This is a genomic window from Acinetobacter sp. UBA1496, assembly GCF_002324975.1.
Classification (GTDB): Bacteria; Pseudomonadota; Gammaproteobacteria; order Pseudomonadales; family Moraxellaceae; genus Acinetobacter; species Acinetobacter variabilis.
The window spans coordinates 16,013-33,176 of sequence record NZ_DCRI01000068.1; the positions used below are offsets into that span (position 1 = coordinate 16,013).

A 17,164-nucleotide genomic window follows, 5' to 3' on the forward strand; every position below is an offset into this window, starting at 1 on the left:
GACAGGTCATTCACCGGCTTGTTCAAGCCCTGTAGCATCGGACCGACACTTACGACATTTGCCGCACGTTGTACTGCTTTATAAGTGGTGTTACCGGTATTTAGGTCAGGGAAGATAAACACATTGGCACGACCAGCCACTTGTGAGTCAGGTGCTTTCTGACGGCCCACACTTTCAACTGAAGCGGCATCGTATTGCAGTGGACCATCAATCAACAGATCAGGACGACGCTGTTTGGCAATCTCAGTCGCTTTCGCCACTTTTTCTACGTCTGCACCTGTACCCGAAGTACCGGTAGAGTAAGAAATCATAGCAATACGTGGATCAATGCCAAAGGCTTTTGCAGAATCAGCAGACTGAATTGCAATTTCAGCCAGTTGTTCGGCATCCGGATCTGGATTAATCGCACAGTCACCATAGACATAAACTTCATCTGGCAGCAGCATAAAGAATACAGAAGAGACTAATGAATATTCAGGTGCTGTCTTGATCAACTGGAAAGCAGGACGAACGGTATTTGCTGTGGTATGTACTGCACCAGAAACCAGACCATCCACCTGATCAAGTGCCAGCATCATAGTACCGAGTACGACAGTATCCTGTAGCTGTTCACGTGCCTGCAATTCGTTGATTTTGCCTTTACGTAGTTCAACCATTTTTTCGACATAATTCTCGCGAATCAGGTCGGGATCAATAATTTCAAGATCGTGCGGTAAGTCAATATTACGTGCTTTGGCAACTTCAACCACTTCTTCCGGTTTTGCCAACAAGATACAGTGCACAATCCCGCGAGATTGACAGATTGCAGCTGCCTGAATGGTACGCGGCTCATCACCTTCCGGAAGCACAATACGTTTTTTCGCTGCAATCGATTTTTGTACCAATTCATGACGGAATGCAGAAGGAGACAGACGTGGCTTATAAGAACCATTGATTAGCTGTGCGATCCATTCTTCATTTAAGTGACTGGATACAAAACGAGTGACCTGTTCAGCGCGTTCAGTATCATCACATGGAATTTCATTGCTCAAATTGGCCAGACTTTGGGCAGTTTCAAAAGTGCTGAGTGGCGTATGCAAAATAGGCAGACCATGTTTGATTGCTGTCTGGCAGAACTCCAATACAGTCGAATTTGGCTCATAATGTTCAGTCAGCACCAGTCCTGCCAATGGAATGCCATTGCTGCTCGCCAGGCTACTTGCAAGCAAGACATCAATACGGTCTGATGCACTGATAATCAGCTCGCCAGCCACAAATTTATGTAATTCATGCTCAATATTGGACGCAATTAAACTGCTGTGTAAAACACGGCGCTGCTTTGCTTCACCCAGATTGACCCAGTCTGCTGAAATATGTGCTGCTAGGTCAGAAATACGTGGCACGCTTAAAGTATTGCTGAATGGAACCAGACCAATGACTGGAAGCTTTTCAGAACCAATATGGGCATGGGTTTTTTGAATAGCTGCTATAAATTTATTGGTATCACTAATCAGGCGTAATCCAGGATCAATGGTCACCGGGATTTGTGCAGAATCTTCTGGTAAGCCCTTGGTGCGCATAAATAATACGCCAGCCATACGGGTAGAAGAGGACCCACCTAAATAACGTAATTGGCTTTCAACTTTTTCAGCTGCCACTTCAGGCTGGTTGATATCAGCATTGCTGACAATGATGACTTTGGCATCTAGTGCCTGCGCCAAGGCTGCATTAAAGCTTGGCGCAAAGGTATCGCGGCTATTTGGTACCAAACCTTCAACAATAATCAGGTCGTGATTTTTGGCAATCTCACGATGTAGGCGTACTGCATCTTCAAGCAATTCATCTGTTTCACCAAGATTAAAGCGTTGAATCAGGCTTTCATAAGCAATCGGTTCAACGGTTTCACTTTGGGATAAATGACGATAGAGTGCTGTAGTACGATCTGTTTCCTGGCTTTTTTCCTGTGAAAAAGGTTTCACAAAACCTGCTTTTACCCCTTGGCATTCTAAAGCATATACCAAACCTAAACAGGCTGAAGTTAAGCCGACGCCTTCCCCGGTCGGCACCAATAAAATCGTTTTCATAAGTAATATCAGTCGCGCAATAATAGAAATTAGGTAAAAGGGAACCGGGCTTGCTTATGCAAGCGCAGCTTCAGGTTCAGACTTTTTTGCAGTAGCTTGCTCCACTTCATGCTCTACCACATAATGAGTTTCTTTCGCGATTCGGCCTTCTTCATCAGTCGGAACTACCCAGATTTGTGGGCCTGTACCGTTATCGATCCGGCCTTCAGTGCCGCGCTTCAAACTGCTATTAGCGTCTTTATCCAGGTTGAAACCGAAATGTGGTAAATAAGCCATGGTTTTTTCACGAATATACGCCGAGTTTTCACCAATACCACCGGTAAAGAACAGACCATCAATACGTGGCAGACCACAGCTTAAAGCAGCTAAAGATTTCGCCAGACGGTAGCAGAATACTTCAATCGCAAGAGTCGCATCTTCATTGCCTTGTTCTGAGGCTTCAATCAGAGTACGCATGTCATTAGACAGATTGTCAGATAAACCAAGCAAGCCACTTTCTTTATTGAGCATCTTGTCAATTTTATATACATCCCAGCCTAAGTTTGCAGCCAGGAAGCTATGCAAACTTGGATCGACATCACCACTACGGGTCCCCATCACCACACCTTCAAGTGGCGTCAGACCCATTGAGGTATCTACACTTTGGCCATTCCATACGGCACAGGTCGAACTACCATTACCGAGATGCGCTGTTAACCAGCCACCTTGTTTGAAGCTGCCCGCAAGTTCAGAACCGCGATCTGATACATAAGCATGGCTGGTACCATGGAAACCATAACGACGTACGCCATATTCGGTATAAAGGAATTTAGGCAGGGCATAACGGTAAGCATGTGCCGGCATGGTTTGATGGAAAGCTGTGTCGAATACTGCGACTTGTGGCAAATCTGGGAATAAACGTTTAGTCGCTTCGATTCCGATCAGGTGAGCCGGATTGTGTAAAGGCGCAAGTGGAGTTGCTTCGCGAATTTTTTCAATAATCTCGTCAGTAATCAGTTCTGCCTTGGTCAGGCTGCCGCCATGTACCACACGGTGACCAATGGCATCCGGCTTGTAATTTGCTAGACGCTCTAAACCTACTTCTAGCGCTTTCTTATGATCTGCAAAAGGAATATGAATATCGACGGGTTCATTACCGACAGTCACACCTTTAATACGGGCATTTTCTGTGCCTAAGTTCTCAGCTAAGCCGTGAATACGGAAATTCTGTTCTTCAAGCAATAGGGCAAACTTGATTGAAGAAGAGCCACAATTAATAACTAATACTGATTTAGACACGATTGTTTACCCGATTCTAATTAAAATTCTCATCCATTTCGTTGACCTGTCTGCTGGCAAAAGCGACACAAGATAGGTCTGTGATCATGTTTTAACATGGGTTTTTTTACTGTCCTAGATAGACTTTAGCCGATTAGACTTAAGCATTATCGACCATAGCGACAATAATAATTAAAATTTATCAGTTCATAGTTTTCATTTATAAATAAAATACTGTTAAAAAATGATCTATCAAACTGTAGCTTATATTTCTTAAAAATAATGTTTATTTATTCTATCTTTTAGGTATGGATATGAAGAAATTATATGCAATTTTATAAAGGTTGCATATTTACTTGAACATGTCTTTTATTCATCCCATGCATAAAAAATCAGCCTTGCGAACAAGACTGATTTTATTATCTATTTACTGGCGAATCTGACCATCACCGAAGACTACCCATTTCTGGGAAGTCAAACCTTCCAGACCAACCGGGCCGCGGGCATGAATCTTATCTGTCGAAATGCCGATTTCCGCACCCAAACCATATTCAAAACCATCAGCAAAACGGGTAGAAGCATTGATCATGACTGAACTCGAATCTACACCAGCTAAAAATTCGCGAGCGATGCTGTAATTTTCCGTAATAATTGAATCGGTATGATGCGAGCCATATTTATTGATATGTTCAATAGCTTCCTCAACACCCGATACGATTTTAACTGCCAGAATCGGGCCTAGATACTCGGTGTACCAGTCTTCCTCTGTTGCTGCGACTACCTGATTGCCCAAGATACGCTGGGTTTCACGACAACCACGAAGTTCCACCTGTTTTTCCTGATACAGCTCAGCAATTCGAGGCAGGAAGTCTTCTGCAACTTTCTCATCAATCAGCAAAGTTTCCATGGCATTACATACGCCATAACGATGGGTTTTGGCATTTAAAGCAATGGGCAGGGCTTTGAGCAGATCAGCCTGTGCTTCAACATAAACATGACAATTCCCGTCCAGATGTTTGATTACAGGCACACGTGCTTCTTCAGTAATGCGTTCAATTAAACCTTTGCCACCACGTGGTACGATCACATCAACAAATTCAGTCAGGGTAATCAGCTGGCCAACTGCAGCACGATCAGTCGTATTAATCACCTGAACTGACGCTTCAGATAGACCTGCCACTTTTAAGCCATGCCGGATGGCAGTCGCAATGGCCTGGTTAGATTCCAGAGCTTCTGAACCGCCACGCAGAATAATCGCATTTCCGGATTTCAATGCCAGTGAAGCAGCTTCCAGAGTTACATTGGGACGCGATTCATAAATCATGCCCACTACGCCTAAAGGTACACGCATCTTGCCAAGCTGAATGCCTGTAGGACGGTAAGCCATATCGGTGATTTCACCAATTGGATCTTTCAGGCTGATTACATCTTTCAGGCCCTGTAACATACCTTTAAAGCGTGCGGGGTTGAGTTCTAAGCGATCAAGCAGGGCACTGTCCAGATTGTTCTGGTGAGCTTTATTCATATCAATCTGGTTGGCAGCCAGAATAGCGGCCTGACTGTTTTCTAAAGCGGTATAAATTGCTGACAATGCGCTGTTTTTAGTTTGGGTAGACGCACGAGCCAAAATGCGAGAAGCCTGGCGTGCCTGCTGTCCTACCGTTTGCATGTATTGTTCAATAGACTCTTGCATAGCGGTTCAATCACTTAGAAATTTCACTTTGATATTAACAGTCTGATGCCGGACAATGAAGCCCATCACTTAAAAATCATAAGCTTTTCACTGTTTCTAAACATTTTGAAATTGTTTTATCTTTAAAAGCAGATAAGTGGTTGTCGAATCAGTTGCTTGTGAAAAGCCGCTCTGTATAGAATGAAATGTAGCGACATAGATGTCATTGATATAATTACTACAGCGCCGGATGCGTGTTCAGGATAATCGGAATAATCCTGAAGCATAAGATCTGTAAATAATGACTTGCACAATAAAAATAAGGCAAGGACGGAGGAAAGGAATATGAATTCCATTATCCAGATGGATGCCCAGGCATTGGACCAACATAGCCATTATGGTTTTTTTGATCTTTATGATAAGCACAGTTTCAAGCAACCAGCACGTACGACATGGATCGATGGCTGGAAAATCGAGTATATGGCCATTGCGCGTCCTGATACTTTGCATATGCGCCCAATGGTGATTATTGGGGGAGCTTTTCAGAACTTTAATTCTTACAAATATTGTGTAGAACAGTTATTTGATGCGGGACCTATTATTTTAATTGATTTACCTTCCATGGGGGCCAACCAGCAAATTACTAACGTTGATACCGGCTTATCTGCAGGAACACTTGAACTCGAAGATCTGGCCGCGATGCTAGGCCAATGGCTGGAGCAGATGCAATTGCCTAAGGTGGCTATTCTGGGAATGTCTCTGGGTTCAGTGGTGGCTTCCTGTCTGGCGGATCAGCGCCCTGAACTGGTAGACCGTATGATTTTAATGGGTGTGATGCAAAAGACCCGTAAAAGCTGGCGCATGCTGCTGGAAGAATCTCTGCATTTAATGAAAGAACAGCGCATGGATGAATTCGGCCAAGCGGTGATTCTGTATCTGGTCAATCATGCACGTTTAAAAGAAACCCGTATGTCGCCAACAGCAAAACGGTTGTTTTTTAAGCAGATGTCAGAATTTACAGCGACAGAACAGGACCGCTATGATATCAACTGTAACCGTCTTTTAAGACTGACCAATGTACCGATTCCTCAATGCAAAGTTTTGGTGGCTTGTGGGCAATATGACAGCTTTACCTTGCCACATGAGAATGCCAATTTTGCCCTGCAATGTCCAAACATGCAGTATGTGCAGATTGCTTCTGCAGATCATGTGCCTCAGTTACAGCGCCGTAAAGAAACCATGCATTTGTTTGCAACTTTCTTGCGTGATGAACCGGTTGATCAGCTCGAAGGTATTATCCCGTTCACCCGTGAACAGATGCAGCAGATCGAACGACGTGGGGAAGAGCGGATTACGGTTCAGGATCCACAGCGTTATTTAAGTCATCGTCATTCTGATCTGGTACTCAAGGCAGAAATTGTTGATATGAATTTCTTTGGGGTATTGCTGGAATTGGAACCTGGATTAACCGATCAGGCAGCCGCATATCCACGTGATCTGGCTTTGCATCTGGAAGATGAAGAAGGCGAATTCAAGATCGAATGTTTGATCTTCGAACATGATGATACTCAGTTACGTGCTTTGTTCAAGCATGGCAGTTTTGATGTGGCAGAGCGTTTACTACGCTTTGTCCAGAAAGAGAAAGCCCTTCAACAGGCTGAAGTATTCGATGCAGTCATCTAAACAATAGAATTTATAAAAAAAACAGCGTAATTAAACGCTGTTTTTTTTCACTGCATGAATCATCCAGACCAAATCGCCTAGATGTTCATCCTGTTCATAATGAGGATTCTGCTGTCGAGGTTCTGCAAAATAACGTTTTGGTTGTTCGACCTCCACCTGCATAAACCCAGCTTGCTGAAAAAACTGCTGTAGTTCTTGAGGTGATTTAAAATGAAAGGTAAACGCACTGCGTGACATGAATTTCAGCAGACGGCTGCAGGCCCAGATAAAGCTCGCCAGTTTATTTTTGACCGGTTCAGGATAAATATCACTGAGATAATGCACTTCACTAAAGTCTTGACCATATTCGGTAATGCCTTTGAGTAAAGTAAACAGCATTTTTTGATCAAAGTAATTGATCAGGCCTTCACTAATAATAACGAGAGGTTGCTGCGGGTCAAAGACTTTAAAAATATTCGCCAGTTCTGCACTGAAAATATCGGCGCTCAATACTTCCGGGGCATCCTGATCAATCTGCTGCAAAGCATTGGTTTTGATTCTGGCCATATCGGGAAGATCCAGCTCCCGATAATTAATCTCGGGAAATTTCTGTCTAAAATTCCAGCTGCGTGGGGATAAGCCACTGGCAATTTCTAGTACCTGTAATTGAGGATATTCACTAATTAACTGACCTAGGTGTTCGTCAATCATTTGATGACGCTGTTTCAGGGTGGTGCGCATACTGCCGCCTACATGACGTTCAGCCCATGACTCCAGTGGATGAACCAGTTTGGCAAGGAATTTACCTTTAGAGGTAGCAAATACCGGATGTGAAATCCCCATTTTGTACCAGATATAGCCAGTATAGTGTGCAGTGAAAGAAATATGGCGATGTTGTGAAAGAGATTCTGTCATGTCGTCCTGACCTTATTGTTGTTTTAATTCAATGCTGCTCATCAATATAGCAGTCTTTTCAACATGATAATAAAAAAGGAACACCTTGTCGTGTTCCTTTGTCGCATTCAGATCATTTAAGAACTAGAGAACCTGATCTTTAAACTGGCTAATTTCATCGCGGATCTGGCACCACTCATCTCCAAGATTCAGTTCAGTGCCGATCTGAATCTCTGGAATTTTTCCGCGCATGCGTTCCAGGCGGTGCTGATTGGGCAATAGCAGATCCTGAATGCCCTCAAGTGCAATACACTGTGCTGCGCGATCATTACAGACCAATCCCATATCACAACCTGCTTTTAATGCCGCCTGAATCCGGGCATCAGCACCGCCAGCCACACAGGCAGCCTGCATGCTTAAATCATCCGAGAACAGTACGCCGTCGAAGCCAAGTTCTTGACGTAACACTTTCTGAATCCAGAATTCTGAGAAACCGGCTGGATTTGGATCAACCTGACTATAGATAACATGGGCAGGCATAAGCGCATCGAGTTGTGATTGTAACTGGATAAAAGTCTGCATATCCTTTTGCTGGATTTCTTCATAGCTGCGCATATCAATGGCAGCGGCCACATGCGAATCGGCCTTAACCGAACCATGTCCCGGGAAATGTTTGCCAGTCGAAGCCATACCAGCACGTTTCATACCTTTCAGGAAAGCACCAGCCAGTGGAATAATATCCTGAATATTTTTAGCAAAGCTACGGTCGCCAATCACATCACTAATATAATTCAGATCCAGCACAGGCGCAAAACTAAAGTCAATTCCGACAGCCAGTACTTCGGTGGCCATTAACCAGCCACATTTCTCGGCCAGTTCCAGTGCTTTTTCACGATCAGTCTGGTAAAGCTCACCAAATTTACCCGTAGCAGGCAGCAGGGTAAAGCCCTGTTTCAGGCGCTGTACACGGCCACCTTCCTGATCCACTGCAATCAGAATATCTGGACGAACCTGGCGCATATGATCAGTCAAGGCACGGACTTGGGCAGGAGATTCAATATTGCGACCGAATAAAATCACACCACCGACTTGTGGTGCACCCAAGAGTTCAATATCTTCTTGAGTAAGGGTAGTGCCTGCGATGTCGAGCATCAATGCGCCAATCATATGCGGAATCCATTTTAGAATTTTCGGGGAAAACAATACCTGAATTCTGCAATGATTTGCTACACTTTGTCAGCACAGAATATGATAAAACTACACGACATAAACATATTAAGTTGTTTAAGATGCTGAATACTTTAAGTTCTGCTCGAAAAGCAACACGGTCAAATTGGTCTTGAGGCCAAGGAAGTACGAATTATTTATGAAATTTCAAACAATAGCTTGTGCAGTTGCGATTGCGACAGGCGGATTATTTTTTACCCATGTGGTGAATGATGCAATTGCAGCTGATGGTAAAGAAGTAGTCAGCAAAGCAGTGCTTCAACCTTCTCAAGAACAGGCATTGGTATCCCGACAACTGGCAACTCTCGTTGATCGCCAACATTATTTGAATATGCGTCTGGATGCTCAGACTTCACAGCGTATCTTTGATTTTTATATTGACAGTCTGGATGCAGATCACAGTCTTTTTCTGGCATCTGAAATAGAAGATTATAAAAAACGCTATGGCGCTACTTTCGGTGCCAATCTGAAAGCTGGTAATTTGTCTGGCCCTTATGAAATTCATGCACAGTATCGTGAGCGTTTAGCCCAGTTCTATACCTTTATGCTGGAAGAACTGAAAAAACCGCAAAACCTGAATCAGAAGAATGTATATATCGAAACGGATCGCGAAAAAGCGCCATTCTTTAAAACTCAGGCTGAACAACGTGCTCACTGGTCAAAAATGCTGCTTTCTCAGCTGATTAACCTGACGATCAGTAAGGAAGAAGAGCAAGCTAAGCAGAATGCACTCAAAGCCAATCCAGAACTGGCAAATGGCCAGGATCTGACTGGGCCGGAAGATTTAACACCTGCTCAAACTCTGACTAAGCGTTATACCCGTCAGTTAGAACGTCTTAGCCGGATCAAGAGCGATGATGTACTGGACAAAACCCTCAACGCGATGATGCTGACTTATGATCCGCACAGTAATTATTTCCCGCCTGTAGATGCGATGGAGCTGAACCGTCAGACTACATTGCAGCTGGAAGGGATTGGGGTGTCGATTCGTCCGGAACGTGGTAATGAAGATTACACCAAGATTGAAACCATTGTAGAAGGTGGGCCTGCCAGCAAATCAGGACAGGTAAAATCAGGTGACCGTATTGTTGGCGTTGCTCAAGACGGCGAACAGATGGTCGATGTAATCGGCTGGCCGAGCAATGAAATTGTTGGCCTGATTCGTGGTAAGCGCGGCACCAAAGTAACGCTGAAGTTATTAGGCCCGGGTGCGACCATGGGACAGGCGCGTAATGTCAGTCTTGTACGTGATGTGATTCAGGAAGAAGATGCCGGGGTTAGAACCCGTACCGTTGAAATCCAGCGTGATGGTAAAAAATATCAGTACGGTGTGATTGAAATTCCATCTTTCTATCTGAACTATCGTGCCCGTCGTGCGGGTACCGACTATCGTTCAGTATCAGAAGATACCAATAAAGCTTTGAAAGAACTGGCTGCGAAGAATGTTGCCGGTATTATTGTGGACTTACGCAATAACCCGGGTGGTTCACTTGAAGAAGTGGCACGCATGCTGGGACAGGTCATCAAATCGGGTCCTGTAGTTCAGATTCGTGATGGTAACGGTAATGTCAGCGTCTTTGAAGATGATGATGGCGGCGCACAAACCTATGCTGGCCCATTGGCAGTAATGGTGAACCTGGCTTCTGCATCTGCAAGTGAAATTTATTCAGCAGCAATTCAGGATTATGAACGCGGCATCGTGATTGGTAGTACCACAACAGGTAAAGGAACTGCACAGGTTCAGCTGGATAGCTTGGCGCATGGTCAAGCAACGCTGACTCAGCGTAAATTCTACCGTGTGACCGGTGGTAGTACCCAAAATAAGGGCGTGATTCCGGATATCAAACTGGTCGATATCTATAACGAAGAATTTGGTGAACGTAAGGCTAAAAATGCCCTAGAGTGGGATACGATTCCAACTGCACCATTTAAACGTGAAGGTGTGGTACAGAAATATGTACCGGAACTGGCCAAGTTATCTCAACAGCGTGTCGCTCAGAACCCTCAATTCAAGTATCTGGAACAGCGTACAGCGGCCATGAAAAAAGTCGAAGACCAAAAACGTGTAGTTCTGGATCTGGAACAGCGTAAAGCTGAGTTGCTGGATATCGAGCGTAAAGCTTTAGAAGCTGAAAATGCCCGCCGTGCTGCAACCGGCCTGAAACCTTATCCGAACTGGGAAAGTTATCAGGCTTCTCTGGATGCCATGGTTGAAGCTCGAGCAAAAATGAAAGCCAAAGAGCGTCCAGCATTACCGGAAGAAGAAGCTTTTGTACTGGAAGCCGCGCATGTCTTGGCTGACTATGCTCAAGCACAGTCTAAACAGTAACTTTCACATAAAATAATATGATTTCTAAAAACAGCCTATCTCGATAGGCTGTTTTTTTGTGCAAATAAAATGCAATATCAATTAAATATAAAGTGCTATGTAACTAAATAAAAAAGAAAAATTTGTGATTTATGTCGAATAAAAAAGCTGGAATATTAAAGTTAATCAATTGATAAAATCTCAAAGACTTCTAATATATAAGCTGAATTTTTTATTTTATCGATTCAGGGCAATTTTAAACTCCACTCCAGCTACTGAAGAGATAAAAATATTGCAATAAATTTTGTATATAGCTTCAAGTTTGAAGCAGCCGGGATGAACTCTGAAAAGAGTATTTTATTTTTTATAGGGCGTAAATTTAGCGGGGAATCGTGCGAATACAGCTGCGCAATAAAATAAAAATGATCGCCCAGATGGAACATTTTATATGATTCATGCTCATCATGATGTCAGTCTGCTTATTGGATCGATGGCTGTGGCATTTATTGCCTGCTATTTGACGCTTACGCTTGAGCAGATTCTATTTCGTAATGTGTCGCTAAGGTTGAAAACCCTTATTTTACTGTTTAGCGGTGGCTTGCTGGGACTGGCGATCTGGGGAATGCATTATGTCGGCATGACGGCAGCTCATTTTCCTGATGCTTATGATATCGATACTGCACTCACCTTAAGTTCTTATATGATTGGGTTTGTAGGAGCAACCTTTGCCATCTGGCTCACCACCCGTAAAACCTTGCCTTGTGCCCGTCTGATTCTAGGTGCTGTTCTGATGGGGCTAGGCATGTCAGGAATGTACTATGTGGGGATGCTGGGCCTGAATGTTAAAAATCATGTGACTACCTATCACCCTTTATTAATGATCTGTTCGATCCTGATTGCAACGAGTGGAGCGGGACTCAGCTTCTGGGTGGCATTCAAATATCGACAGGCAGTACAAAGTACGATCCGGATGAAGCTCGTGGTCGCGAGTATGCTTACGTTGACCATTGTCGGGATGCATTATACGGGTATGGCGGCACTCAGTTTTTATGAAGATGCCCATCCATTGAGCCAGATCAGTCATTCCCATTATGACTTGTTATTTTCAGTCATCCTGATTAGTTGTCTGGTACTGGTGACTGCATTTGGTGTAGCCATGCTGGAGTTACGCTTTGAATCACGTAACCGTCAGCTGATGCTGGCCAATAAAGAGCTGGCGAATCAGGCGATTCAGGATAATCTCACCAAACTGCCAAACCGATTATATCTGGTCAAATATGCACAATTGCTATTTTCTGACCGGCAGCAAGATGCCCAGCATGAAATCGCTTTTCTATACATTGACCTAGATCGCTTTAAAGCCGTGAATGATGTATTTGGCCATCACGTTGGAGACCAGCTACTGATTCAGCTGGCTTATCGTATTCATCAAATTCTGGGAGATGATTCCAAACTGCTGTGCATCGGTGGTGATGAATTTCTGCTGGTGCTAGAAAATACTTCAGTAGAACAGGCCTCGAAAATATCAGAAAAGATTCTGGAACTGATTCAGGAAAGTTTCCAGATCAGTGGCAAGACCATTAATATCTCGGGCAGTATCGGGATCACCATGTATCCGAAGCATGGTCAGAATCTGCAGGATCTGCTGATCAATGCAGATGCTGCCATGTTGACTTCCAAGTATCAGGGACGGAATACCTATTCTGTTTTTAATTTCTCGACCGATCAGCATGAAAGCAAAAGCCAGAGCAAACTGATCAATGATCTGTATAAAGCAGTAGAAGAGCAGCAATTTATCTTGGTTTATCAGCCAAAATTTACCCATGATGAGCAGATCTGTGGTGTAGAAGCGCTAATCCGCTGGAAGCACCCATTGCATGGTTTGTTGGGTCCGAACATGTTTATTCCCGGAGCAGAAAAAACCGGTCTGATTATTCCGATGGGCTACTGGGCTTTGGAGCAGGCCTGTAAACAGATTCAGCTTTGGGAAGCTGATCATGCTGATTTTTTCCCGATCGGAGTCAATTTATCTGCAATTCAGTTTGAGCATAAGCATCTGATCAGTACGCTGGAGCAACTTCTGAATCAATATAAAATTGATCCTCAACATTTGATGATTGAGATTACTGAATCGACTGCCATGCATCATATTGATTCGAGTATCCGGGCTTTGCAGCAGTTGCGTCAAATGGGCATCCAGCTAGCGATTGATGATTTTGGTACTGGGCATTCCAGCTTTCTGTATTTAAAAAACCTGCCTGTCGATGAGTTAAAAATTGACAAGGAATTTATTCAGGGTCTGAGTGCAGGTTCCAAGGAAGAAATGATTCTGGAAAGTATTATTCAGCTGGCCATTAAACTCGGCCTGAAAGTAACGGCTGAAGGAATTGAAACTGTGCAGCAAGCGGAAATTTTGACCCGTTTGGGCTGTCAGCAGATGCAGGGCTATCTGCTGGGTAAACCGATGGATGTTGAGCAACTTGAAGCTAGGACCTTTGTTTCTTAAATTCATTAAATCACTATTTAGAATTTTTTTTTATTAAACTAATCAATTGTAAATTATAAAATTTATGTGGTTATCGATTTATAATTTTTAGATTGAGTAGTGAATTCAATCTGCTAAATAAACGAGTCAAAAAAATATCAGTTCAACCGGAAAAGAGAATGGGAAACTACGATTTCTCCAGTTTATAGGGCTGCTTATTGGCTCTAGAAATCTGCTACAATATCGTCAATTTTTTCATATTGATCGTATTTGATCTTGAGCACTGCGGTTCTGCAGTAGGTATTTTCCATGAGTTTTAAAGATGAGTTAGCGGCGCAGGTCGCTCAGCGACGTACATTCGCCATTATTTCCCACCCAAATATTTGACACCATTTCAAGCCCATTTAACCTATTTCAAATATAATAATAAAACCATTGTAAGTACTGTAAAAATATAAAAATATTGTTATTCTTTGTCTGATATGTCTTTCAACCCCGTTCAATAGATTTCAAGTCTAGTCAGTATGTTTGTGTACATATGTGTGTACATATTTTCTAGAATTTTCTATTTGAAAAAAATATGTACACAGGTGGAGTAAAATGCCTTTAACAGATACGTGGCTTAAGAAGAATCTAGATCGTGAACGTTCAGCAATACATACGGAGCCTGATCAAGATGGATTGAGCGTTCGTGTTTCTCAAAAAGGAAAGCTCACTTTCCAGATGCGTTTTCGATATAACGATAAGCAAGCTCGTTTAGACTTGGGAACCTATCCAAATATGAGCCTTAAAGAAGCTCGTATTGAATTGCAGAAAATGAAAGCAATTTTAGAAAAGGGACATGACCCACGTATTCATAAAAAAGTAGAACTTCACAAGATCACAGAGGCTGTAACTTTTGAAGCGTTATTTCGTGAGTGGCATACGAAATATAGTATTCCAAACAAAAAAAATGCAGATCAATATTTGAGATCATTTGAACTTTATGTTTTCCCAAAGTTAGGTAGCATACCTGCTGAGCAAATTACATTACATATGTGGTTAGATTTACTAGAAGAGCAATTTAAACAGTCGCCATCGATAACTGATCGCATTCTTACGAATACAAAGCAGTGTTTGGATTGGGGGATTAATCGAAAATTAATTGAGCGAAATCCCATAAGACATATCACTGGAAAGCGTGACTTAAATATTAAGAAAAATAAAACTGTTCGAGTATTACAAGATGATGAGTTGTCTTTAATTTTTAAAATTTGTGATGAGTCTAGAACATCATTAAGGAATGTTTTATTTCTCAAGTTATGTTTGTTTTATGGTAATCGATATAGTGAGTTGAGGCTTGCACGGAAATCAGATTTTGATTTTAGTAAAAATACATGGACAGTACCGTATGAAAATCATAAGACAGGAGAAAGTAAAGGTGACATTGTTCGACCTATTATTGATGAGATCAAACCGTGGCTTCAGTCTGCAATGGATTTGAGTAATTCTGAATACATTTTCCCACATGAAAATGGCAAAGAGCCAATGGGGCGTAGTGGGCCAACAGATACCCCTTATAACTTCATGCAATTTGCAAGGAAGAATTATAAAATTGAAATGGATCATTGGTCTATGCATGATTTGCGGCGTACAGCAAGGACAAATTTCAGTGCGTTTACAAGTAGGGATGTTGCGGAACTGATGGTTGGTCATGTGATGCCTGGGGAACAGGGGACATATGACTATTATGATTATCAAAAAGAGATGTCGAAGGCTTATAAAAAATGGTGGAAAAAATTAAGTAATCTGTCTAGATAGACAGATTACTCATTTGGTTGTTATTGAAATATTTGATTAGCCATTCGTTAAACGTTTCTTCATCCCAAAGGCTAGTAGAGCCAGCGCATTTCTTAATAGGTTGAGGCATTGGTTGCTCGAACATTTTTTGATTAGGTTGTTGGTAACGCCATAAAGTCGATGCAGAGCAATTTTTGAGTTTGTGGCGAATTTCTTTAGATGTTAAGTAGCCCATATCTTTGATCCTTTTGTGATTATCGCAATTAGAAAAAAGAACTAATTTTTTAACCTTAAATATTGGCTGGAAATCAACCTATAATGTTAAAACTATTAGATCAGTTCATTGATGGGGTAACTATAAAATTTAGAAAATGTTTAAAATAGAGCAGTACGCATATCTGGAAATATAGTAGTATTATGCTATGCAATTATCTGTATTTTAATAAATTATGATTGATAAAAAATTATCAAGGTTAGAGCAGTTTGAGCAGGATATATGGTTAAACTTTTGTTACTACTATCAGTGTGAATTGGATAATGAATTAATAGAAACGGAGAATCAATCATATATTGATCAAAAAGAAAAAATCATAAAAAGAATGCAGCAGAATGATTTTCCATTGAGTGAGCAGTCAGCTTTTCATTTAGAAATGATGGGGGATGTGGTTTCAATCCCTTTCAAGCCATTCCAGATTGCACAGCTTTTAATGCAGATAAATACATTAAGACCTGAGGTGAATAACTTGCCTGCCAAAATTTTCCAAAGGCATTATTCAGATATTTTAATTGCTTATGTGCAAATGCTTGGTGGGGTGGAGTTTATTCAGAACAGTACACTTGCCAAAAGTGCAAAGGCAATCATTGCAGTCAAAGCTCGTTACGACAAGCAGTTATACCCAAGACGTGAAATTATATATCGTATTTTAAGGGAACAAGTGGCACGTCATGGTAAATGGAAGAATCTAAATCAAGCTGTTCATTTTGTGCTTGATGATCTGGTCAAAGCTTTTGAGGTTTACGATATTGAGTGGCTTCAGTCTGAACTTGTGCTTAAGCAAAAAATGCTCAGTGAATTAGAACAGGAGAGTAAGCAGTTGTACGCTAAAGCTCAGTCTGATGGCGTGCGAAGAAAGCCAGCATCAATTGCGAAAAAAATAGAAAAATTACAGCTCGAACTTAATAATCTTAATCAGATACTGAAAGCAAAATATCCTTCTAAAGAGATGGAAAAGTTTGGGTATAAGATGCCTTACAGTGGTGGATACATTGCTGAAACCATCATTCATGAGCTCCAAACTCAGCCCGATATATTGAAAGAAATCTTGTTCTAAAAGTTGGTTTTAATGTGGTTCTGTTAATTAGACCACTTAAGAGGGTGTAAATAATTCTGTGTAAATACAGTTTTAAAAATACTTGGTTACACGCTCTTCAAACATGATACTAAAGCGATTCATGGCAGCTTTCCAATTCTGAATAGGCATCGTCCATTTTTTGCTTGCTGCCATAATTGCTAAATATACCACCTTTTTCACGGAATCATCGTAAGCGTCCGCTGAACACACCTTCTGAATTCATCCTGTAAGCCTTAATTTAACCTGAGTTCGACTAACTCAGGTGGCGTACTAATGGAGTGGAAGGGGTGCTTTTTTTGGGGACGAATGTTAGGTACTGATGGCATTCGTGAAAGTAATATTGTTACCGAATGGATCGGCGATGGACATATTCTTGCTGCCCCAAGGCATATCTTGGATGCCTGGCTTGGCAAACTTATAATTCTTTTGATTTAGTTCCTTGCAGGGCTTTGTTGCACAAAGCTG

Annotated in this window: 12 protein-coding genes and 2 pseudogenes; 6 read left to right on the forward strand and 8 right to left on the reverse strand. The window is 42.1% G+C overall.

Annotated features, from left to right (window positions below; all coding sequences use genetic code 11):
• The 3 genes from pta to B3143_RS07560 form a co-directional block, all read right to left on the reverse strand.
• A partial coding sequence (gene pta / locus B3143_RS07550; protein WP_286740015.1) for a phosphate acetyltransferase occupies positions 1 to 2,063 on the reverse strand: 2,063 nt, incomplete at its 3' end.
• 54 nt (positions 2,064 to 2,117) lie between these two features.
• Complete coding sequence (locus B3143_RS07555) at positions 2,118 to 3,341, reverse strand: acetate/propionate family kinase (RefSeq protein ID WP_286740017.1); 1,224 nt, start codon at positions 3,339 to 3,341, stop codon at positions 2,118 to 2,120.
• Between the two features lie 406 nt (positions 3,342 to 3,747).
• Positions 3,748 to 5,013 (reverse strand): glutamate-5-semialdehyde dehydrogenase, encoded by a 1,266-nt coding sequence (locus B3143_RS07560; protein ID WP_286740018.1) that lies wholly within the window; start codon positions 5,011 to 5,013, stop codon positions 3,748 to 3,750.
• 324 nt (positions 5,014 to 5,337) lie between these two features.
• Here B3143_RS07560 and B3143_RS07565 point away from each other — a divergent pair, with 324 nt between their 5' ends.
• Positions 5,338 to 6,675: an alpha/beta fold hydrolase gene (locus tag B3143_RS07565; RefSeq protein WP_004782003.1), complete on the forward strand. Its 1,338-nt coding sequence runs from the start codon at positions 5,338 to 5,340 to the stop codon at positions 6,673 to 6,675.
• Between the two features lie 30 nt (positions 6,676 to 6,705).
• Here B3143_RS07565 and B3143_RS07570 read toward each other — a convergent pair whose 3' ends face one another.
• Complete coding sequence (locus B3143_RS07570; RefSeq protein WP_286740020.1) at positions 6,706 to 7,569, reverse strand: class I SAM-dependent methyltransferase; 864 nt, start codon at positions 7,567 to 7,569, stop codon at positions 6,706 to 6,708.
• A 123-nt stretch (positions 7,570 to 7,692) separates the two neighbouring features.
• Positions 7,693 to 8,715, reverse strand: coding sequence for a beta-N-acetylhexosaminidase (gene nagZ / locus B3143_RS07575; RefSeq protein WP_286740021.1), 1,023 nt, complete (start codon positions 8,713 to 8,715; stop codon positions 7,693 to 7,695).
• 199 nt (positions 8,716 to 8,914) lie between these two features.
• Here nagZ and B3143_RS07580 point away from each other — a divergent pair, with 199 nt between their 5' ends.
• The 4 genes and pseudogenes from B3143_RS07580 to B3143_RS07590 all read left to right on the forward strand — a co-directional run bounded on the left by B3143_RS07580 (position 8,915) and on the right by B3143_RS07590 (position 15,368).
• Positions 8,915 to 11,104, forward strand: a complete 2,190-nt coding sequence (locus B3143_RS07580) for a carboxy terminal-processing peptidase (protein WP_005232197.1) — start codon at positions 8,915 to 8,917, stop codon at positions 11,102 to 11,104.
• A 427-nt stretch (positions 11,105 to 11,531) separates the two neighbouring features.
• A complete protein-coding gene (locus tag B3143_RS07585) occupies positions 11,532 to 13,589 on the forward strand; it encodes a bifunctional diguanylate cyclase/phosphodiesterase (protein ID WP_104426626.1) in 2,058 nt (685 codons plus the stop codon).
• Between the two features lie 288 nt (positions 13,590 to 13,877).
• Positions 13,878 to 13,949, forward strand: a pseudogene (locus B3143_RS15245) (hypothetical protein); the annotation flags it as partial.
• 219 nt (positions 13,950 to 14,168) lie between these two features.
• On the forward strand, positions 14,169 to 15,368 hold the full coding sequence (locus tag B3143_RS07590; protein WP_104426625.1) for a tyrosine-type recombinase/integrase: 1,200 nt from the start codon (positions 14,169 to 14,171) through the stop codon (positions 15,366 to 15,368).
• On the opposite strand, the gene B3143_RS07595 is transcribed toward B3143_RS07590, so the two are convergent.
• Complete coding sequence (locus B3143_RS07595; RefSeq protein ID WP_005232189.1) at positions 15,361 to 15,582, reverse strand: hypothetical protein; 222 nt, start codon at positions 15,580 to 15,582, stop codon at positions 15,361 to 15,363. The two genes, B3143_RS07590 and B3143_RS07595, sit on opposite strands and share 8 nt — an antisense overlap.
• A 214-nt stretch (positions 15,583 to 15,796) precedes the next feature.
• Between B3143_RS07595 and B3143_RS07600 the strand changes: the two genes are divergently transcribed.
• Entirely contained in the window at positions 15,797 to 16,678 is an 882-nt protein-coding gene (locus tag B3143_RS07600) for a hypothetical protein (RefSeq protein WP_104426624.1), read from the forward strand.
• A 72-nt stretch (positions 16,679 to 16,750) separates the two neighbouring features.
• Here B3143_RS07600 and B3143_RS07605 read toward each other — a convergent pair.
• Positions 16,751 to 16,888 (reverse strand): annotated as a pseudogene (locus B3143_RS07605) (IS256 family transposase); the annotation flags it as partial.
• 120 nt (positions 16,889 to 17,008) lie between these two features.
• A partial coding sequence (locus B3143_RS07610) for a glyoxalase superfamily protein (RefSeq protein WP_286740022.1) occupies positions 17,009 to 17,164 on the reverse strand: 156 nt, incomplete at its 5' end.